This window comes from Staphylococcus roterodami (genome assembly GCA_022493055.1).
Taxonomy (GTDB): Bacteria; Bacillota; Bacilli; order Staphylococcales; family Staphylococcaceae; genus Staphylococcus; species Staphylococcus singaporensis.
On record CP092781.1, the window covers coordinates 109,558 to 131,368 of the forward strand.

17 protein-coding genes and 1 pseudogene are annotated in these 21,811 nt (G+C 32.3%); 16 read left to right on the forward strand and 2 right to left on the reverse strand.

The window, feature by feature from the left end:
- Position 1: 1 nt before the first annotated feature.
- The gene (phnC, locus tag ML436_00490) at positions 2–775 is read right to left on the reverse strand and encodes a phosphonate ABC transporter ATP-binding protein (protein UMT78271.1); all 774 of its coding nucleotides are present in this window, start codon (positions 773–775) and stop codon (positions 2–4) included.
- Between the two features lie 214 nt (positions 776–989).
- Positions 990–1,946 carry a phosphate/phosphite/phosphonate ABC transporter substrate-binding protein gene (locus ML436_00495; protein UMT78272.1) on the reverse strand — a complete coding sequence of 319 codons (957 nt, stop codon included), beginning with the start codon at positions 1,944–1,946 and terminating at the stop codon, positions 990–992.
- Positions 1,947–2,175: 229 nt separating this feature from the next.
- On the opposite strand from ML436_00495, the gene ML436_00500 reads away from it, so the two are divergent.
- The 16 genes and pseudogenes from ML436_00500 (at position 2,176) to ML436_00575 (ending at position 21,804) form a co-directional block, all read left to right on the forward strand.
- On the forward strand, positions 2,176–3,717 hold the full coding sequence (locus tag ML436_00500) for a DNA-binding protein (GenBank protein ID UMT78273.1): 1,542 nt from the start codon (positions 2,176–2,178) through the stop codon (positions 3,715–3,717).
- A gap of 51 nt (positions 3,718–3,768) precedes the next feature.
- Entirely contained in the window at positions 3,769–5,304 is a 1,536-nt protein-coding gene (locus ML436_00505; protein UMT78274.1) for a bifunctional metallophosphatase/5'-nucleotidase, read from the forward strand.
- Between the two features lie 123 nt (positions 5,305–5,427).
- A pseudogene (locus ML436_00510) lies at positions 5,428–5,682 on the forward strand (zinc peptidase).
- A 386-nt stretch (positions 5,683–6,068) separates the two neighbouring features.
- Complete coding sequence (adhE, locus tag ML436_00515) at positions 6,069–8,678, forward strand: bifunctional acetaldehyde-CoA/alcohol dehydrogenase (GenBank protein UMT78275.1); 2,610 nt, start codon at positions 6,069–6,071, stop codon at positions 8,676–8,678.
- A 361-nt stretch (positions 8,679–9,039) separates the two neighbouring features.
- A complete protein-coding gene (locus tag ML436_00520; GenBank protein ID UMT78276.1) occupies positions 9,040–9,708 on the forward strand; it encodes a Wzz/FepE/Etk N-terminal domain-containing protein in 669 nt (222 codons plus the stop codon).
- 15 nt (positions 9,709–9,723) lie between these two features.
- A complete protein-coding gene (gene cap8B, locus ML436_00525) occupies positions 9,724–10,410 on the forward strand; it encodes a type 8 capsular polysaccharide synthesis protein Cap8B (protein ID UMT78277.1) in 687 nt (228 codons plus the stop codon).
- Between the two features lie 2 nt (positions 10,411–10,412).
- Positions 10,413–11,177, forward strand: coding sequence for a tyrosine-protein phosphatase (locus tag ML436_00530; protein UMT78278.1), 765 nt, complete (start codon positions 10,413–10,415; stop codon positions 11,175–11,177).
- Positions 11,178–11,196: 19 nt separating this feature from the next.
- A complete protein-coding gene (cap8D, locus tag ML436_00535; protein ID UMT78279.1) occupies positions 11,197–13,014 on the forward strand; it encodes a type 8 capsular polysaccharide synthesis protein Cap8D in 1,818 nt (605 codons plus the stop codon).
- The gene (gene cap8E, locus ML436_00540; protein UMT78280.1) at positions 13,007–14,035 is read left to right on the forward strand and encodes a type 8 capsular polysaccharide synthesis protein Cap8E; all 1,029 of its coding nucleotides are present in this window, start codon (positions 13,007–13,009) and stop codon (positions 14,033–14,035) included. The genes cap8D and cap8E overlap by 8 nt, the downstream gene beginning before the upstream one ends.
- A 12-nt stretch (positions 14,036–14,047) precedes the next feature.
- Entirely contained in the window at positions 14,048–15,157 is a 1,110-nt protein-coding gene (locus tag ML436_00545; GenBank protein ID UMT79456.1) for a capsular polysaccharide biosynthesis protein CapF, read from the forward strand.
- Positions 15,158–15,160: 3 nt separating this feature from the next.
- Entirely contained in the window at positions 15,161–16,285 is a 1,125-nt protein-coding gene (gene cap8G / locus ML436_00550) for a type 8 capsular polysaccharide synthesis protein Cap8G (GenBank protein ID UMT78281.1), read from the forward strand.
- A gap of 2 nt (positions 16,286–16,287) precedes the next feature.
- A complete protein-coding gene (locus tag ML436_00555) occupies positions 16,288–17,367 on the forward strand; it encodes a capsular biosynthesis protein (protein ID UMT78282.1) in 1,080 nt (359 codons plus the stop codon).
- Positions 17,360–18,760 (forward strand): capsular biosynthesis protein, encoded by a 1,401-nt coding sequence (locus tag ML436_00560; protein ID UMT78283.1) that lies wholly within the window; start codon positions 17,360–17,362, stop codon positions 18,758–18,760. Before ML436_00555 ends, ML436_00560 begins: the two co-directional genes overlap by 8 nt.
- Complete coding sequence (locus ML436_00565; GenBank protein ID UMT78284.1) at positions 18,757–19,314, forward strand: acyltransferase; 558 nt, start codon at positions 18,757–18,759, stop codon at positions 19,312–19,314. Before ML436_00560 ends, ML436_00565 begins: the two co-directional genes overlap by 4 nt.
- 8 nt (positions 19,315–19,322) lie before the next feature.
- Positions 19,323–20,561 (forward strand): oligosaccharide flippase family protein, encoded by a 1,239-nt coding sequence (locus tag ML436_00570; protein ID UMT78285.1) that lies wholly within the window; start codon positions 19,323–19,325, stop codon positions 20,559–20,561.
- A 37-nt stretch (positions 20,562–20,598) separates the two neighbouring features.
- Positions 20,599–21,804 (forward strand): glycosyltransferase family 4 protein, encoded by a 1,206-nt coding sequence (locus ML436_00575; protein ID UMT78286.1) that lies wholly within the window; start codon positions 20,599–20,601, stop codon positions 21,802–21,804.
- The last annotated feature ends 7 nt before the right edge of the window (positions 21,805–21,811 follow it).

Below are 21,811 nucleotides of genomic sequence, written 5' to 3' on the forward strand. Positions count from 1 at the left end.
GTTAATTCACTCCTAACTTTTCATCTTCTTTAATCGAGCGCCCATAAATATCACTGAAGACATCATCTGTTGCTTCAGAAGCAGGGCCATCAAAGACAACTTCACCATCACGTAAACCGATAATACGTGTGCCATATTCTTTCGCTAAATCTACAAAATGTAAATTGATTAATATTGTTATTCCTAATTCTTGATTAATTTTTCTTAAATCGTCCATTACTTGTTTCGTTGTCAATGGATCTAAAGAAGCAACCGGTTCATCGGCAAGAATAATTTCTGATTCCTGACAAAGTGCACGTGCGATTGAAATACGTTGTTGCTGGCCACCTGATAACTCATCAGAACGTTGATTATATTTATCTAAAATGTTAACGCGTTCTAATGCATCCATCGCTTTAATTTTGTCTTCCTTAGGAAATAAACCTAATACCATTTTCCATGTAGGATGATAACCTACACGTCCACTTAACACATTTCGAAGTACGCTTGATCGTTTAACTAAATTAAAATGTTGGAAAATCATACCAATATTACGACGCATAGCTAATAACTCTTTACCATGTGCTTTTGTAATAGATTTACCTTTTATGAAAATTTCTCCAGATGTAATATCATGCAAACGATTCACAGATCTTAATAATGTAGATTTCCCAGCACCAGATAAACCAACAATAACTGTGAATTCGCCTTTTTCAATATTTAAATTAATATTATTCAAACCAACATGACCGTTAGGGTAGACTTTACTGACGTTTTTAAATTCGATTTGACTCATGTTTGACACCTTTCTTTAATAAAGAAAAGCCAAGGTAAACTGAAACATGATAGACATCGGTTCTAGTGTACAAATCGTTTCAAATGTACAACTATAACTTTTAAATATCTTCTCCAGTTTAGCGCCTAGCTTTTCAATATCAATCTAGAATATAGCTATTGAACGAAAGCTTTTAAATTTTATATTCGATCTTCGTTGTATTTTGAAATTGTGATTATTTCATATCTTTCACTAATTTTTCATACTCTCTAACAATGTCGAAATTCGAATCTTTCGTTTCAGTGTATCCTTCGTGTGAATACACTTCGCTAATAATTTTGTGACCTTCTTTTGATTTAGCAATATCTATAAAAGCTTTTTTCAATTTTTCTTGGAAGTCTTTATCCATATCAGGTCTTACAGAAATTGTGTCATTCGGAATAGCTTGTGTTAATTTTAAAATTCTTGTGTCTTTAAATACATTTGGTTGGTCTTTTTTCACTGTATTACGTGCATCGTTAAATACAGCTGCAGCATCTACATCTCCATTTAATAATGAAATTACTGCCTGGTCATGACCTTTGACGTTTACAATTTTCATGTCTTTTGTTGCATTAATACCTGCTTCATTTTTCAACATTGCTAGTGGGAATGTATACCCAGCAGTTGAAGTAACATCTTGTAATGCAATTTTCTTACCTTTTAAGTCTTTCAAACTTTTAATTTTTGAGTCTTTTTTTACAAGGATTTCAGATTTGTAACTATCTACAAGTTCTTTACTTGCTGAACCATCTTCTTTCACACCAAAACGTTGTGCTTGTAGCAATAAATCTGCGGCTTTTTGATCATGTGCCAATGTGTATGCTGTTGGTGGTAAGAATCCAACATCGACTTTTTTAGATTTCATAGCTTCTACTATTGTATTGTAGTTTGTAGATACAGAAACTTTAACTGGAATGCCTAACTCTTTAGATAACAACTTTTCTAATGGCTTTGCTTTAGCCTCTAAAGTTCCAGCATTTTGAGAAGGTACAAATTGAACTGTTAATTCTTTAGGTTTGTATCCTCCTGATTTAGAGTCTGAACCATTACTACTGCTCTTTTGATTATCCAAAGAACTTGAATTCCCACATGCTGCTGCAAAAACAATGACTGCTAACATTAACACAAATAAATACTTAAAATTTTTCATTTTGATAACTGTCCCCTTCACATTCTTAATCGTGTAATATGTATGCATTAAAATTACACTTATAGCGTATCACATTTAAATGTAAAAAAGTATTTTATAAAAATGAATTTTAATAACTTTCTTTAAGAGTGTGATAATATTTTGTAAATTTTTAGTTAATTTGCCTGTTTTCAACTTATATTTATCCTATAATTCAAGAGCAAATACAAATTAAAAGGAGCCTCATAAAATGAAAAAAATATATAAGTCATTAACTGTCTCTGCAATTGTTGCAACGGTATCATTAAGTGCTTTACCACAATCTTTAGCTATAACGCATGCATCGCAATCTACAAAACAACAAACGGTATTGTTTGATCGTTCGCATGGTCAAACGGCAGGTGCAGCAGATTGGGTTAGTGATGGTGCATTTTCAGATTATGCAGATTCGATGCAAAAGCAAGGTTATGATGTTAAAGCGATAGATGGTCATTCGAACATAACAGAAGCAAGTTTGAAAAACTCTAAAATATTTGTCATTCCTGAGGCTAACATTCCTTTCAAAGAGTCAGAACAGGCTGCAATCGTCAATTATGTTAAACAGGGTGGTAATGTTGTCTTTATTTCAGATCACTATAATGCAGATCGAAATTTAAATCGTATTGATTCATCTGAAGCAATGAATGGTTATAGACGCGGTGCTTATGAGGATATGTCGAAAGGTATGAGTGCAGAGGAAAAAAGTTCTACAGCAATGAAAGGTGTGAAAAGTTCAGATTGGCTATCTACTAACTTTGGTGTACGTTTTCGTTACAATGCGCTTGGTGATTTAAATACGAGTAATATAGTTACTTCAAAAGAAAGTTTTGGTATTACTGAAGGTGTTAAATCAGTATCCATGCATGCAGGTTCCACATTAGCCATCACTAATCCTGAAAAAGCTAAAGGTATTGTGTATACACCAGAAAAACTGCCAGCTAAAAGTAAATGGTCACATGCTGTAGATCAAGGTATTTATAACGGCGGAGGTAAGGAAGAAGGGGCATATGTTGCAATATCAAAAGTAGGTAAAGGTAAAGCAGCTTTCATCGGGGATTCATCATTAGTAGAAGATAGCTCACCTAAATATTTAAGAGAAGATACTGGAGAAAAGAAGAAAACATATGATGGATTTAAAGAGCAAGACAATAGCAAATTATTAAATAATATAACAACTTGGATGTCTAAAGATAATGATGGGAAATCACTTAAGGCGAGTGGTGTAACATTAGATGCTAAGACTAAGTTACTTGATTTTGAAAAGCCAGAAAATTCTACAGAGCCTGAAAAAGAACCGTGGGCACAACCGCCAAGTGGTTATAAATGGTATGATCCAACAACCTTTAAAGCAGGTAGTTATGGCAGTGAAAAAGGCGCAGATCCTCAGCCAAATACACCAGATGATAATACTAAGACAAATCAGAATGGGAAAGTATCATTTGATATTCCACAGGATGTATCTGTAAATGAGTCATTTGAAATAACGATTCATTTAAAAGGATTTGAAGCGAACCAAACACTTGAGAATCTTAGAGTAGGTATTTACAAAGAAGGTGGACAACAAATTGGACAATTTTCAAATGGCAATGATGCATTCAGTCCTCCAGGATACAGTACGTTGCCAACAGTTAAAGCTGACGAAAACGGAAATGCTACAATTAAAATTAATGCAAAAGTACTCGAGAGTACTGACGGTTCGAAAATTCGTCTGAAACTTGGAGATAAAACCTTGATTACAACAGACTTCAAATAAATATATAATAGCAATAAGAAAAGATGTTTGTGATTTAAGGAGTGGTTGAAGATGTCAAACATAGCATTTTATGTCGTGAGTGACGTGCATGGTTATATTTTTCCAACAGATTTTACGAGTAGAAATCAATACAAGCCTATGGGATTGTTATTGGCGAATCATGTTATTGAACAAGACAGAAGGCAGTATGACCAGAGTTTTAAAATAGATAATGGTGATTTCTTGCAAGGGTCACCATTTTGCAATTACTTAATTGCACGTTGCGGTAGTAGTCAGCCTTTAGTTGATTTTTATAATAGAATGGCATTTGATTTTGGTACGCTTGGGAATCATGAGTTTAATTATGGATTGCCATACTTAAAAGACACTATACGTAGGCTAAATCATCCAGTTTTGTGCGCTAATATTTATGAAAATGATAATACATTAACGGATAAAGGCGTGCACTATTTTCAAGCGGGCAATCAAACAGTTGGTGTAATAGGATTGACGACACAATTTATCCCGCATTGGGAACAACCAGAGCATATTCAGTCACTTGCATTTCATAGTGCTTTTGAAACACTTCAACAACATTTACCCGAAATGAAGCGACGTGCTGATATTGTTGTTGTTTGTTATCATGGTGGCTTTGAAAAAGATTTAGAGAGTGGTAATCCGACTGAAATGCTTACTGGTGAAAATGAAGGCTATGCCATGTTAGAAGCATTTTCACAAGACATTGATATCTTTATTACAGGTCATCAACATCGACAAATTGCTGAAATGTTTCAGCAAACGGCTGTGGTTCAACCTGGTACGAGAGGAACGACTGTAGGGAAAGTTGTCTTAAGTACTGATGAATATGAAAATGTATCCGTTGAATCATGTGAATTACTAACTATTGAAGACGATTCGACATTTGTTATTGAAGAAGATGACCAACATCTAAGAAATCAGTTAGAGGACTGGTTAGATTATGAAATTGCAACATTGCCACATGATATGACGATTGATTATGCATTTAAGGCACGTGTAGCACCGCATCCATTTACTAATTTTATGAATTACGCTTTGTTAGAAAAAAGTGGTGCCGATGTTGCCTGTACAGCTTTGTTTGATTCTGCTAGTGGTTTCAAGCAAGTCGTGACGATTCGAGATGTTATTAACAATTATCCATTTCCAAATACATTTAAAGTTTTAGCTGTTAGTGGTGCCAAACTTAAAGAAGCCATTGAACGATCGGCTGAATATTTTGACGTGCAAGATGATGAAGTAAGTGTGAGCGCAGACTTCCTTGAACCTAAACCACAACACTTTAATTATGATATATATGGTGGCGTAAGTTATACCATTCATGTTGGAAGACCGAAAGGAGAACGTGTGAGTGACATGAAGATTCAAGGTCATCCAGTTGATTTAAATAAGACATATACAATTTGTGTGAATAATTATCGTGCTGTTGGCGGTGGTCAGTATGATATGTATAGCGACGCACCAGTTGTGAAAGATATTCAAGTTGAAGGCGCACAACTACTTATTGATTTTTTATCAAATAACAATTTGATGCACATGCCACAAGTTGTTGATTTTAAAGTTGAAAAGTGACGAATTGTGAAAACTTACTTGGTTTTAATCGGGTGAGTTTTTTCTTTAAATAAATCACTAATAAATGGCAATACACTTTAAGAAAAATCTTGATTTTGATTCTGTTAAAAAAGATTTTAAAATTGGGCATCATTAAATAAAAAAGGCTATAAAAGTAAAGAGCCTTTAGACGACGTGATTGAAATGTCACGTCCTGTCAAAATGAATAGTTTATTAAAGTTGTATTTTGATAGAAATATACTGACACCACAAAAATTATTGAATTATTTAAAAGTTGATGAAGTATTTTTGAATCATCTAGCAGGTATTAATTTAAAACTCTTTAAGGATTATGTTAATGAAAATAGAGAATATAATATAACGAATCTATATAAATAAGGCACCAATATTTAAACCTCGAGCTGAAAAGATCATCATTTCAGTTCAAGGTTTTTTATGTGTAACGACTGTTGATAGGTATCTATAAAGTCTTGTAAATGTTGTGTTTTACGCGATATAACAAGCTTTTTAGGCTATTAATGAATATTCAGAATTAAATATATAATTATGAATAAATTATGTCATTAGAAAAATTATGTTTTCAAAATCATTCTAAAAACATTGAAATAACAATGATTACAAGAAAACATTTATTTTAAAATTTGTTATTTGTTCAAATAATATTCGAAATTAAACTTTTTTGTATAGAATTTTCTTTATATCCTGAGAGACATGTACTATAATGTTTGTGAAATAATTCACAAAGTATAAAGGAGTGGTTGTATATGTTAACTATACCTGAAAAAGAAAATCGTGGATCGAAAGAACAAGAAGTGGCAATTATGATTGATGCTCTAGCTGACAAAGGGAAAAAAGCATTAGAAGCATTATCTAAAAAGTCACAAGAAGAAATTGATCATATTGTTCATCAAATGAGCTTAGCAGCTGTTGATCAACATATGGTACTAGCAAAATTAGCACATGAAGAAACTGGAAGAGGTATATACGAAGATAAAGCAATTAAAAATCTATATGCTTCTGAATATATTTGGAATTCAATTAAAGATAATAAAACAGTAGGAATTATTGGTGAAGATAAAGAAAAAGGACTGACATATGTAGCGGAGCCAATTGGTGTCATTTGTGGTGTAACACCTACAACGAATCCTACGTCTACAACAATTTTTAAAGCGATGATTGCAATCAAAACAGGTAATCCGATTATTTTTGCATTCCATCCAAGCGCGCAAGAATCATCAAAACGTGCTGCTGAAGTTATGTTAGAGGCTGCAATCAAAGCAGGTGCGCCGAATGATATCATTCAATGGATTGATGTGCCCTCTATCGAAGCGACAAAACAATTAATGAATCACAAAGGAATTGCGTTAGTGTTAGCAACAGGTGGCTCCGGCATGGTTAAATCTGCATATTCAACTGGAAAACCAGCATTAGGTGTAGGACCAGGTAACGTACCTTCTTATATTGAAAAAACAGCACACATCAAACGTGCAGTAAACGATATTATTGGTTCAAAAACGTTTGATAATGGTATGATTTGTGCTTCTGAACAAGTTGTAGTGATTGATAAAGAGATTTATAAAGACGTTACAAATGAATTCAAGGCCCATCAAGCGTACTTTGCTAAAAAAGACGAATTACAACGTTTAGAAAATGCAATTATGAATGAAGATAAAACAGGTATTAAGCCAGATATTGTAGGTAAATCTGCAGTCGAAATTGCTGAACTAGCTGGTATTACTGTCCCCGAAAATACAAAACTTATCATAGCTGAAATTAATGGTGTAGGTGCAGACTATCCATTATCTCGTGAAAAATTATCCCCAGTATTAGCCATAGTAAAAGCTCAATCAACTAAACAAGCATTTCAAATTTGTGAAGACACATTGCACTTTGGAGGATTAGGACATACAGCTGTTATCCATACAGAAGATGAAACGTTACAAAAAGACTTCGGACTTAGAATGAAAGCGTGTCGTGTACTTGTAAATACACCATCAGCAGTTGGAGGTATTGGAGATATGTATAATGAATTGATTCCATCATTAACATTAGGTTGTGGTTCTCACGGTAGAAACTCTATTTCACACAATGTAAGTGCAACAGATTTATTAAATATTAAAACGATTGCTAAACGTCGTAATAATACACAAATATTCAAGGTCCCTTCTCAAATTTATTTTGAAGAAAATGCAATTATGAGCCTTACAGCGATGGAAAATATTAAAAAAGTTATGATTGTTTGCGATCCTGGTATGGTCGAATTGGGATATGCGAAAACTGTTGAAAAAGTATTGAATCAACGATCTGAACAACCGCAAATTAAAGTATTTCGTGATGTTGAACCAAACCCATCAACGAATACTGTCTATAAAGGATTAGAAATGATGGTAGATTACCAACCAGATACAATTATTGCACTTGGTGGTGGTTCTGCAATGGATGCTGCCAAAGCAATGTGGATGTTCTTTGAGCACCCAGAAACATCATTCTTTGGTGCAAAGCAAAAGTTCTTAGACATAGGTAAACGTACTTATAAAATTGGCATGCCTGAAAATGCAACATTTATTTGTATACCAACGACTTCGGGTACAGGTTCTGAAGTGACACCATTTGCTGTTATTACTGATAGTGAAACGAATGTAAAATATCCATTGGCAGATTTTGCATTAACACCTGATGTAGCAATTATTGATCCTCAGTTTGTTATGAGTGTTCCGAAAAGCGTCACAGCAGATACTGGTATGGATGTTTTAACACATGCGATGGAGTCATATGTGTCAGTTATGGCATCGGATTATACTAGAGGATTGAGTTTACAAGCGATTAAGCTAACGTTCGAATATTTAAAATCATCTGTTGAACAAGGTGATAAAGTTTCAAGAGAGAAAATGCATAATGCGTCAACATTAGCGGGAATGGCATTTGCTAATGCATTCTTAGGTATCGCACACTCAATTGCACATAAAGTTGGTGGGGAATATGGTATTCCACATGGTAGAACAAATGCGATATTGCTTCCACATATTATTCGTTATAATGCTAAAGATCCACAAAAACATGCGTTATTCCCTAAATATGAATTCTTTAGAGCAGACACAGATTATGCAGATATCGCGAAATTCTTAGGATTAAAAGGAAATACGACAGAAGCGCTTGTAGAATCTTTGGCCAAAGCTGTTTATGAATTAGGGAAATCGGTTGGCATTGAAATGAACTTGAAAGCACAAGGTGTTTCTGAAGAAAAATTAAATAACACTATTGATAGAATGGCAGAGCTCGCATTTGAAGATCAATGTACAACTGCAAACCCTAAAGAGGCGCTCATTAGTGAGATTAAAGGTATCATTCAAACAGCTTATGATTATGAAGAATAGTTTTTCAAGATTGTTCCAAGAATGATAGAGCATACACCTCTGAAATTAAAAGTTTAATCATATATCAAACGAAATTATAAGTCGGTAATCATAATAGGTTATCGGCTTTTTATTTTTTATCATCAAAATATTTGTCAAAATAATCATAAAAAGTTAAAAAATTTAGATAAAGATTTTCTTAAGATTGGGATTATTTTCACAAAGTATTACACTTTTAGAGTATAATTATTTTTAATTAAATATAAATTTATAAGGAAGAATAATGAGGAATAACAATAATTAATTGTTTAAATGCATTGTAATATGTCAATAATATATATACAATACCAAGTTTAATGAAAATTTTTAAGGGAGGTAAATAATGGATAGTGCATTAGAATTAACAAAAATTAAAGAAGTACTACAGAAAAATTTAAAGATATTAATTATCTTACCACTATTATTTTTAATTATTAGCGCGATTGTTACGTTTTTTGTCTTATCACCTAAATATCAAGCTAATACACAAATTTTAGTGAATCAAACTAAAGGTGACAATCCTCAGTTTATGGCACAAGAAGTACAAAGTAATATTCAGCTTGTAAATACGTATAAAGAAATTGTTAAAAGTCCTAGAATTTTAGATGAGGTGTCGAAAGACTTAAATCATAAATACTCACCTTCTAAATTATCGAATATGTTAACCATTACTAACCAAGAAAATACACAAATTATTAACATCCAAGTTAAAAGTGGTAATAAACAGGATTCTGAAAAAATTGCGAATAGTTTCGCTAAAGTAACAAGTAAACAAATTCCAAAGATTATGAGTGTAGATAACGTATCAATTTTATCTAAAGCGAATGGTACTGCAGTGAAAGTTGCGCCAAAAACTATTATGAATCTAATTGGTGCCTTCTTCTTAGGATTAGTTATCGCATTGATATATGTATTCTTCAAAGTTATTTTCGACAAACGAATTAAGGATGAGAAAGACGCAGAGAAAGAATTGGGATTACCTGTATTAGGTTCAATTCAAAAATTTAATTAAGGATGGTTGCTACTTATGTCAAAAAAGGAAAATACGACAACTACACTGTTTGTGTATGAAAAACCGAAATCTACAATTAGTGAAAAGTTTCGTGGTATACGTTCAAACATCATGTTTTCAAAAGCAAATGGTGAAGTAAAGCGCTTGTTGGTTACTTCTGAAAAACCAGGTGCAGGTAAAAGTACAGTAGTATCAAATGTAGCGATTACGTATGCACAAGCAGATTATAAAACATTAGTTATCGATGGTGATATGCGTAAGCCAACTCAAAACTATATTTTTAATGAACAAAATAATAATGGATTATCAAGTTTAATTATTGGTAGAACTTCAATGTCAGAAGCAATTACATCGACAGAAATTGACAATTTAGATTTGTTAACAGCTGGTCCCGTACCTCCTAATCCATCAGAACTAATAGCTTCTGAAAGGTTTAAAGAATTAGTTGATCTTTTAAATGAACGTTATGACATTATTATCGTTGATACACCACCAGTTAATACTGTAACTGATGCACAACTATATGCACGTGCCATTAAAGATAGCTTGTTAGTTATTGATAGTGAAAAAAATGATAAAAATGAAGTTAAAAAAGCAAAAGCACTCATGGAAAAGGCAGGCAGTAACATTTTAGGTGTCATTTTAAACAAGACCAAGGTAGATAAATCTTCTAGTTATTATCACTATTATGGAGATGAATAAATATGATTGATATTCATAATCATATATTGCCTGACATCGATGACGGACCTAAAAATGGAGCTGACATGCTAGAGCTTTTAAAGCAAGCAACAACTCAAGGTATTACAGAAATAATCGTAACACCACATCACTTACACCCACGATATAATACTCCAATAGAAAAAGTGAAATCATGTTTAAACCATATTCAAAACTTAGCTGAAGTTCAAAAACTAAACCTAAAGTTTTATTATGGTCAGGAAATAAGAATTACTGATCAAATCCTTAAAGACATTGATCATAAAAATATTACTGGTATTAATGATTCACGCTATTTACTTATAGAATTCCCATCAAATGAAGTTCCACATTATACTGATCAATTATTTTTCGAGTTACAAAGTAAAGGATTTATACCTATCATTGCACACCCAGAGCGTAATAAGGCAATCACTCAAGACCTTGATATTCTTTACGATCTAATTAATAAAGGTGCATTAAGCCAAATTACAACATCATCTCTTATGGGGATTTCAGGTAAAAAAATTAGAAAATTGGCAATACAAATGATTGAAAATAATCTGACCCATTTCATAGGATCAGATGCGCATAACACAGAAATAAGACCATTCTTAATGAATGATTTATTTAAAGATAAAAAATTACGGCAATATCATGATGATATGAACGGATTTATCAGTAATGCGAAGTTAGTTGTTAATAATAAAAAAATTCCTAAACGAATGCCACAACAAGATTATAAACAGAAAAGATGGTTTGGGTTATAAACAGCAAATGAGGGGTTTTATGGCACATTTATCTGTGAAATTGCGGCTTTTAATATTAGCATTAATCGATTCGCTGATAGTGACAGTTTCAGTGTTTGTGAGTTACTACATTTTAGAACCGTATTTCAAAACATACTCTGTCAAATTACTAATATTGGCAGCTGTTTCACTATTCATATCACATCATATTTCAGCATTTATTTTTAATATGTACCATCGGGCATGGGAATATGCCAGTGTGAGTGAATTAATTTTAATTGTTAAAGCTGTTACGACATCTATCGTTATAACTATGATTGTCGTGACAATTGTAACAGGCAACAGACCTTTTTTTAGGCTGTATTTAATTACTTGGATGATGCACTTGATTTTAATAGGTGGTTCGCGCCTCTTTTGGCGAATTTACCGAAAATATCTTGGAGGTAAATCATTTAATAAAAAACCTACTCTAGTTGTTGGTGCAGGTCAAGCAGGATCAATGCTGATTAGACAAATGTTGAAAAGTGATGAGATGAAACTTGAACCAGTATTAGCAGTTGATGATGATGAACATAAACGTAATATCACCATTACAGAAGGCGTTAAAGTTCAAGGGAAGATAGCAGATATACCAGAATTGGTGAGGAAATATAAGATTAAAAAAATAATTATCGCCATTCCAACAATTGAGCAAGCGCGTTTGAAAGAGATTAACAATATTTGTCATTTAGACGGTGTTGAGTTGTTGAAAATGCCTAACATTGAAGACGTCATGTCTGGAGAATTAGAAGTAAATCAATTAAAAAAAGTTGAAGTAGAAGATTTGTTAGGTAGAGACCCAGTTGAATTAGATATGGATATGATATCAAAAGAATTAACGAATAAAACCATTCTAGTGACTGGTGCAGGTGGTTCTATTGGATCTGAAATATGCAGGCAAGTATGTAATTTTTATCCAGAACGAATTATTTTGCTTGGGCATGGTGAAAACAGTATTTATTTAATTAATAGAGAATTACGTAATCGATTTGGAAAACACTTTGATATTGTGCCTGTTATTGCAGACGTTCAGAATAGAGCTCGTCTGTTTGAAGTCATGGATCAATATAAACCGTATGCAGTTTATCACGCAGCTGCACATAAACATGTACCGTTAATGGAATATAATCCTGAAGAAGCAGTTCGTAATAATATTTTAGGGACAAAAAATACTGCAGAAGCAGCGAAACATGCAGGAGTAAAGAAATTCGTGATGATTTCCACCGACAAAGCAGTTAACCCGCCTAATGTTATGGGGGCTTCAAAGCGTATTGCAGAAATGATTATTCAAAGCTTAAACGATGAAACGCATCGAACAGATTTTGTTGCAGTAAGATTCGGTAATGTACTTGGTTCGAGAGGATCTGTGATTCCGCTTTTTAAAAGTCAAATTGAAGCGGGTGGCCCAGTTACAGTAACGCATCCTGAGATGACAAGATATTTTATGACGATACCCGAAGCTTCTAGATTAGTTTTACAAGCAGGTGCACTTGCAGAGGGTGGAGAGGTATTTGTGTTAGACATGGGAGAACCAGTCAAAATTGTAGATTTAGCCCGCAACTTAATTAAGCTAAGTGGCAAAAAAGAAGATATTCGTATCACATATACAGGTATTAGACCTGGCGAAAAAATGTTTGAAGAGTTAATGAACAAAGATGAAGTACACCCTGAACAAGTATATGAAAAAATTTATCGCGGCAAAGTAAAACATATGACAAGTAATCAAGTTGAAGCGATTATTCAAGATATTGTAAATGATTTTAGTAAAGAAAAAATTATTAACTATGCCAATGGCAAAAAGGGGAATAATGATGTTTGATGACAAAATTTTATTAATAACTGGTGGCACAGGATCATTCGGTAATGCTGTTATGAAACGCTTTTTAGAATCTAACATCAAAGAAATTAGAATTTTCTCGCGTGATGAGAAAAAACAGGATGATATTCGAAAGAAATATAACAATTCTAAATTGAAGTTTTACATTGGAGATGTGCGTGATAGTCATAGTGTAGATACAGCTATGCGTGATGTTGATTACGTATTCCATGCAGCCGCGTTAAAGCAAGTACCATCGTGTGAATTTTTCCCAGTTGAAGCGGTAAAAACCAACATTATTGGTACTGAAAATGTATTACAAAGTGCTATTCATCATAATGTTAAAAAAGTTATTTGTTTATCTACTGATAAAGCGGCATATCCAATTAATGCGATGGGTATCTCAAAAGCGATGATGGAAAAAGTGTTCGTGGCAAAATCGCGAAATGTACGAAGTGAACAAACGCTAATTTGTGGCACGAGGTATGGCAACGTGATGGCTTCAAGAGGATCCGTAATTCCATTATTTATAGACAAAATTAAGGCAGGGGAACCTTTGACGATTACTGATCCAGAAATGACTCGTTTCTTAATGAGTTTAGAGGACGCAGTAGAGCTCGTTGTTCATGCATTTAAACATGCAGAGACAGGCGATATTATGGTTCAGAAGGCACCTAGTTCCACTGTAGGTGACCTTGCAACAGCCTTATTAGAATTGTTTGACGCGGATAATGATATTGAGATTATTGGTACTCGTCATGGAGAAAAGAAGGCAGAAACATTATTGACACGAGAAGAGTACGCGCATTGTGAAGACATGGGTGATTATTTTAGAGTGCCGGCAGACTCCAGAGATTTAAACTATAGTAATTACGTTGAAACGGGTAACGAAAAGATTACTAAAGCTTATGAATATAACTCCGATAACACACATATTTTAACGGTGGAGGAAATAAAAGAAAAACTACTAACGCTAGAATATGTTAGAAATGAATTGAATAATTATAAAGATTCAATGAGATAGGAGAGATTGATGTTGAACATTGTAATTACAGGCGCAAATGGCTTTGTAGGGAAAAATTTAAAAGCAGATTTAGCATCAACGACAGATCATCACATTTATGAAATACATCGACAAACAGATGAAGTGGATTTGGAGAAGGCTTTATTAAAAGCAGATTTTGTTGTTCATTTAGCGGGCGTTAATAGACCTGAACATGATAAAGAATTCAGTTTAGGAAATGTAAGTTACTTAGATCATGTACTTGAAATATTAACGAGAAATACAAAAAAGCCAACGATATTGTTATCGTCATCAATACAAGCAACGCAAGATAATCCTTATGGAGAAAGTAAGTTGCAAGGGGAGCAGCTATTAAGTCAATATGCTGAGGAGTATGGTAATAAAGTTTACATTTATCGATGGCCAAATCTTTTTGGTAAGTGGTGTAAGCCAAATTATAACTCAGTTATTGCAACTTTTTGCTACAAAATAGCACGAGACGAAGAAATACAAGTCAATAATCGGAATGTTGAACTGACGCTAAATTATGTGGATGATATTGTTGCTGAAATTAAACGTGCAATTGATGGGGAACCAACGATTGAAAATGGTGTGCCTATAGTTCCGAATGTTTTTAAAGTGACGTTGGGCGAAATTGTAGATCTATTATATAAATTTAAACAGTCACGCGTTGATCGTACATTGCCTAAATTAGATAGTTTGTTTGAAAAAGATTTATATAGTACGTATTTAAGTTATTTGCCGACAACGGATTTTAGTTATCCACTTGTTATGAATGCAGATGACAGAGGTTCATTTACAGAATTTATAAAAACACCGGATCGCGGTCAAGTTTCTGTAAATATATCAAAACCTGGAATCGTGAAAGGTAATCATTGGCATCATACTAAAAATGAAAAATTTTTAGTTGTATCAGGTAGAGGTGTGATTCGTTTCAGACACGTTAATGAAGATGAAGTTATTGAATATTATGTATCTGGAGACAAACTAGAAGTTGTAGATATACCTGTAGGATACACGCATAATATTGAAAATTTAGGTGATACAGATATGGTAACTATTATGTGGGTGAATGAGATGTTTGACCCAACTCAACCAGACACGTATTTCTTGGAGGTATAGTACATGGAAAAGTTAAAGTTAATGACCATAGTTGGCACGAGACCTGAAATTATTCGCTTATCAGCGACGATAAAAGCATGTGATAAATATTTTAATCAAATATTAGTGCACACAGGACAAAACTATGATTATACGTTAAATCAAATTTTCTTTGATGATTTGGAATTAAGACAGCCGGACCATTATTTAGAGGCAGTTGGTAGTAACCTTGGAGAAACGATGGGGAATATTATTGCGAAGTCATATGACGTGTTATTACGTGAACAACCAGATGCACTTTTAATACTTGGTGATACAAATAGTTGTTTAGCGGCAGTATCTGCTAAACGTTTGAAAATACCTGTATTTCATATGGAAGCGGGTAACAGATGTTTTGATCAAAATGTGCCGGAAGAAATTAATCGTAAAATCGTTGATCATGTCAGTGATGTCAATTTACCATACACGGAGCATAGCAGGCGCTATTTATTAGATGAGGGATTCAATAAAGCGAATATATTTGTTACGGGTTCACCGATGACGGAAGTGATTGAAGCACATCAAGATAAAATCAACCAAAGTGATGTGTTAAATGAGCTTGGCTTAGAACCACAACAATATATTTTAGTATCAGCACATAGAGAAGAAAATATTGATAATGAAGACAATTTTAATTCATTAATGAATGCGATTAATGATATTGCTAAAAAATATCAGTTACCAGTTATATATTCGACACATCCGAGAAGCTGGAAAAAAATTGAAGACAGCCAATTTGAATTTGATCCATTAGTTAGGCAGTTAAAACCATTTGGATTCTTTGATTATAACGCATTACAAAAAGATGCATTCGTTGTGTTATCAGATAGTGGTACCTTATCAGAGGAGTCTTCAATATTGAAGTTTCCAGGTGTTCTCATCCGTACTTCAACAGAAAGACCAGAAGTATTAGATAAAGGTACAGTAATTGTTGGTGGTATTACCTATAACAACCTTATTCAATCTGTTGAACTAGCAAGAGAGATGCAAAATAATAATGAACCGATGATTGATGCAATAGATTACAAAGACACGAATGTTTCAACAAAAGTAGTCAAAATCATTCAAAGCTACAAGGACATTATTAATCGAAATACTTGGAGGAAATGATGATGAAGATAGCGATTCTTGGCGCTACAAATATTAAGCACATGTCATTGTTATCGCATTACTTAAACCATATTGATTTGGACAGAAATGACGTGGACATTATATATACTGACAAATATGATATCAACGAACATATCCAAGGCATTAATAATTACTATAAATACAAAGTAAATATTAAAGACAATTGGTCATTTTTTAAAAAAGCTAGAACGTATTATCAATTTAAGCCCTATGCAAAACAAATTCTGAAACAAAATAATTATGATTTTATTATTGTTTGGGGAAGTTATACGGGACATTTGTTTAAAGGGTTTTTAAAAAAGAACTATAAAAACAAATTTATATTAAATATAAGAGATTACTTTTATGAAAGAAATAAACTTATTAAGCATAGAATGAAAAAAATTGTTAATGCCAGTAGACTAACGACGTTATCTTCAGAGGGTTTTCTATCTTTTTTACCGAAATCTGATAAGTATAGAATTATCTATAGTTATAACTTGAGGATTATAGAAGAAAGTTATGTAAATAAAAGTTATAAATCAATACTTCCTATTAATATAGGGTTTATAGGAAATGTTAGATTTAATGAAATAAATCAAAAATTGATGAAAGAACTTGCTAATGATCCAAGGTTCCATTTGCAATATTTTGGAACGGGATCGAAACATTTAGAAGCATTTGCTCAAAAAAATCATATTAATAACGTTACCTTTTCAGGTGGTTTTGATTTGAAAGATACACCTAAATTCTTAAATAAAATTGACATTTTGAATAATTTATTTGGTAATCAAAATATTGCCTTAGATACAGCTTTATCAATAAGAATGTACTATGCTTTGTTTTTAAATAAACCTATTATTACAACTGAGGGTACATTCACTGCTACGGAAGCGAATAAATTTGGATTGGGATTTAGTGTTAGTCCAGGAAATTTAAAAGGTATAGGTGATGTATTGATGAATTGGTATAACAATTTGGATGTAAATGACATTGAAAATAAAAGAGAAACTTATAGAAATAATGTAATAGAAAATAATAAAAAGTTTTATAAGGAAATAGGTAGGATATTCAATGAATAAATTCTACAATGTCACATCATATATCATTGCTATTTTAATATTTCCATGTCTTATATTTGGAGACAAACCATTATTATTTCTAGCACCTATATGTTATGGAGTAGGAAAACTCCTTTTAAGTTTCTCTAAAAATGCTAATTTCAAGTTCTCAAAAATTGTATATGATGTTTTGGGTCTTCTAAGATTAGTCATCATACCAGCAATGATTGCCTTATTCAATGATTCAATTATAGATAATTTGCCATTAGGACAATCATATTTTAATGATGCAGTTTTATACATGTGTGTGGAGTTTATCATTGGTTCATTATTCATTTTGATTTTATCAAGGACAAGGCTATTTAAACAAAAGGTAGTGACACGCAATAGTTTTAAGCTGTCTGGATCGCCAGTTTATTACATTCTATTTAGTATAGTTATTTTTGGAATATTTTTAGCTTCTCCAGGAGTAAGACAAAATATATCATTTTTAATTATTAAAACAGATGCAATGGGTAGAGGAACGGAGACAACAAGTAGTTTAAATGTCCTTTTTGTTATGTTATTTCAACTGGCTTTAGCGCTTCTATTCTTAGTTATTGCGTATGCATCATATAAAAAATACAAAGACAATCCTAAAATTTATTATGTTATATTACCGCTAATTATTGGAGTTATTAATATTAGTTTAATTGTTGGTGAGAGAAGAAGTTATCAACTTTATACAATGATTGCTGTTTTAACAGTTGTTTCATTGTTGTTTTTTAAACATAAAAGACGCATCAATATTGTCATTATTTCAGTAGGTATCTTTGTATTAGCATTAATGACATTATATAAAGAATTATATGTGTTTAATTATACATCGTATAGCGAAGCACTTAAGAGCACAAGTGTAGGTAACCTGAGAATCGTTGATACGTTACAATCATATTTTTATGGACCAAGTAACATTGCGGCTTCTATAGATTATTTGAATTATTATAACGGTTCATTTAAACAATATTTATTCGATAATACGAGAGCGATTTTTGGTATTAACTTTTTTGTTGATAAACAACATTTAATTACGAGCCAACTTTTTAATCAGTTGATATATGGTAGTAAGCAATTGACCGGTCATCTTATATCTAGTGCAGGATACGGCATTATATACTTTGGACCATTATTCTTCTATTTGAATTTGGTAGCAAATATTTTCTTTGCATTTTTAGCCGAATATATTATTCGTAAAAGTAAATCATTAGAAGTGATATTTATTGGTACATATATTTATATGCGACTAATAACAAATGTTTTTAGTCATCCGACACCACTAATTACATTAATTTCTATGATTTTAGTCGTATATTGTTTAGCTATTGTCCCAGGCATTATTATTAAAAAATTTACTCAAAAAGTAGGGATAAAATGATAATCAAAACATTTATGAAAACCAAACTGTTTAGATTAATGAATACACCGCTATTGCTGTTTTATAAAAAAGAATATTTAACTGGATACTATTTTGAAAATAAAGTAGCTGGATGGTTATGGGCGTGGAAGGCAGTTCCGTTTAAATTGTTAGGTATTAATACGCGTATACCATTTCCAGCTGACATAACTGTTAGAATGCATAATCCAAATAATATTGTTTTTGATAAAAATGATATTCATATATTCCAATCACCAGGTACGTATTTTAATAATTTCTCAGCAGTAATTTTTATTGGAAGAGGTGTCTACATAGCACCTAATGTAGGTATTATTACAGCAAATCATGACATTAAAAATTTAAAGTCGCACGTTCCAGGAAAAGATGTCACAATAGGCAATTATAGCTGGATCGGTATGAATTCAGTCATATTACCAGGCGTTGAGTTAGGGAATCATACTATAGTAGGTGCTGGATCAGTTGTTACAAAAAGCTTTCCTGAAGGCAATGTTGTTATAGCCGGAAATCCAGCAAAAATCATTAAGAAAATCTGAGGCTAATTATGAAAATAAATAAATTTATTGGTGATTCATTTTTAATGATTTTAAGTAGTGGTATTGCGCAAATCATACTAATCGTTACCACTCCAATTATTACAAGGTTATATTCGCCGGCTGAATTTGGAGAGTTTACGATTTTCTCTAATATCGCAATGATTCTAATACCTATTATTAATGCAAGATATGATTTATTAATCGTAAATGCTAAAAATGATCGTATTGCAAATATACTTTCTCAGATTAGCTTTTTAATATCATTAGTCATTATATTAATACTTATTCCAGTATTTATTGTTAGTGCATTATTGTTTCCAAACTTTATATTAGATTTTATTTTTATTATTATCATGTTGTTTTTGGTAAGTTTGACAAATATATTTACGAATTATTTAAATAAGGAACGGAAATATAAAGTATTAAGTTTGATTAATGTTTTTAGAGCTGCATCAATGTCATTACTGCAAATCATATTTGGTTTTTTAGCATTTGGAAGTCTAGGTTTAATCGTTGGATTTTCATTGTCTTATATTGCAGGCCTAACACTCGGATATAGAACCTTTAAAAAACATTTTAATATTGTAAAAGATAAAGAAGAGGCAAAAGCGATATTTATAGAAAATAAGAATCAGTTAGTTTATTCAACACCATCAATATTATTAAATAGTTTGTCTTTCTCGGTTGTTGTGTTCTTTATTGGTATTTTGTATACGAATACTGAAGTAGGTATTTATGGTATGGCCATAAGAGTACTAGGCATACCAGTGACAATTATTTCTTTAGGTTTATCAAAAATATTTATGCAACAGGCCAATGACTATTATATTGAACATGGTAACTTTAGGAATTTGTTACTTAAATTTAGTTCAGTACTAATTATTGTTTCAATCATACTTTATGTACCACTTTATTTATTCAGTGAAGCACTAGTAAACATACTGTTAGGACATAGTTGGGTTGATGCAATCATAGTTATTAAAATTGTTATTCCACTATTTGTAGTAAGACTCATTGTTTCAACAGTGTCGCTTTCTGTGATTGTATTACAAAAACAACAGTTAGAACTTATTTTACAAGCATTATTTTTAGTAGGAACAACTATAACATTTATCATTTCAAAAATATTTAGCCTAACATTTTTAAACTTCGTTTCTATTAATACAATTGTGCTAGTAATATCATACGCCATATTTTTTATAGCACTGTTTTATTTCGCTAAAAACAAAAGTTTCAAAGATATTTAAGTTGAAATCTAAAATGACTACTGAAAAGGACGATTAGATGAGCAAAAAAAATATTTTAATACTATGCCAGTATTTTTATCCGGAGTATGTGTCTTCTGCGACGTTACCAACGCAACTGGCTGAGGATTTAACTGCTCAAGGTATCAATGTCGATGTCTTATGTGGTTGGCCCTATGAATATAGTCAAAACAGCAGAGTTTCTAAGACGGAAACGTATCATGATATTCATATTCGACGTCTCAAATATTCGAGACTTAATAATAAAAGCAAGGTTGGTAGAATAATTAATTTCTTTAGTTTATTTTTAAAGTTTGCGCTTAATATGCCAAAAATGTTGAAGTACGACCATATTCTTGTTTACTCTAATCCACCCATTTTGCCATTAATACCAGATGTTTTGCATAGAGTATTTAAGAAGAAATATTCATTTGTAGTGTATGATATTGCACCTGACAATGCTATTAAGACAGGAGCTACACGTCCCGGTAGCATGATTGATAAACTGATGCGATACATTAATAGACATGTCTACAAGAATGCTGAAAATGTCATTGTACTTGGTACGGAAATGAAAAACTACTTAGTAAATCATCAAATTTCTAAAAATCCTGACAATATTCATGTGATTCCTAACTGGTATGACATGCGTCAGTTACAAAACAATCGTATCTATAATGACACATTTAAAGCTTATCGCGAACAATATGACAAGATTTTATTGTATAGCGGAAATATGGGGCAGTTACAGGATATGGAGACGCTGATTTCGTTTTTAAAATTAAATAAGGAACAAACGAAAACATTAACAATACTTTGTGGTCATGGTAAGAAATTTGTAGATGTCAAAACGGCAATAGAAGACCATCGTATTGAAAATGTTAAAATGTTTGAATTTTTAACAGGTACAGACTATGCTGACGTATTAAAAATTGCGGATGTATGTATTGCATCGCTGATTAAAGAAGGTGTCGGGTTAGGAGTGCCGAGTAAAAATTATGGCTACCTTGCAGCTAAGAAGCCGTTGGTACTCATCATGGATAAGCAATCTGATATTGTTCAACATGTTGAACAATATGATGCGGGTATCCAAATTGATAATGGCGATGCACATGCCATTTATAACTTCATCAACACCCACTCTAGTCAATCATTGCACGAGATGGGTGAGCGCGCACATCAACTGTTTAAAGATAAATATACAAGAGAAATCAATACAATGAAGTATTACAATCTGTTGAAGTGAGGAGATA

Bases quoted from the DNA above. Each gene is read 5' to 3' on its own strand.
- cap8B (UMT78277.1), top strand. From the start codon at position 9,724: ATGTCAAAAAAGGAAAATACGACAACTACACTGTTTGTGTATGAAAAA.
- ML436_00495 (UMT78272.1), bottom strand. From the start codon at position 1,946: ATGAAAAATTTTAAGTATTTATTTGTGTTAATGTTAGCAGTCATTGTT.
- ML436_00555 (UMT78282.1), top strand. From the start codon at position 16,288: ATGAAGATAGCGATTCTTGGCGCTACAAATATTAAGCACATGTCATTG.
- cap8E (UMT78280.1), top strand. From the start codon at position 13,007: ATGTTTGATGACAAAATTTTATTAATAACTGGTGGCACAGGATCATTC.
- ML436_00570 (UMT78285.1), top strand. From the start codon at position 19,323: ATGAAAATAAATAAATTTATTGGTGATTCATTTTTAATGATTTTAAGT.
- phnC (UMT78271.1), bottom strand. From the start codon at position 775: ATGAGTCAAATCGAATTTAAAAACGTCAGTAAAGTCTACCCTAACGGT.
- ML436_00560 (UMT78283.1), top strand. From the start codon at position 17,360: ATGAATAAATTCTACAATGTCACATCATATATCATTGCTATTTTAATA.
- adhE (UMT78275.1), top strand. From the start codon at position 6,069: ATGTTAACTATACCTGAAAAAGAAAATCGTGGATCGAAAGAACAAGAA.
- ML436_00575 (UMT78286.1), top strand. From the start codon at position 20,599: ATGAGCAAAAAAAATATTTTAATACTATGCCAGTATTTTTATCCGGAG.
- ML436_00565 (UMT78284.1), top strand. From the start codon at position 18,757: ATGATAATCAAAACATTTATGAAAACCAAACTGTTTAGATTAATGAAT.
- ML436_00530 (UMT78278.1), top strand. From the start codon at position 10,413: ATGATTGATATTCATAATCATATATTGCCTGACATCGATGACGGACCT.
- ML436_00505 (UMT78274.1), top strand. From the start codon at position 3,769: ATGTCAAACATAGCATTTTATGTCGTGAGTGACGTGCATGGTTATATT.
- ML436_00520 (UMT78276.1), top strand. From the start codon at position 9,040: ATGGATAGTGCATTAGAATTAACAAAAATTAAAGAAGTACTACAGAAA.
- cap8D (UMT78279.1), top strand. From the start codon at position 11,197: ATGGCACATTTATCTGTGAAATTGCGGCTTTTAATATTAGCATTAATC.
- cap8G (UMT78281.1), top strand. From the start codon at position 15,161: ATGGAAAAGTTAAAGTTAATGACCATAGTTGGCACGAGACCTGAAATT.
- ML436_00500 (UMT78273.1), top strand. From the start codon at position 2,176: ATGAAAAAAATATATAAGTCATTAACTGTCTCTGCAATTGTTGCAACG.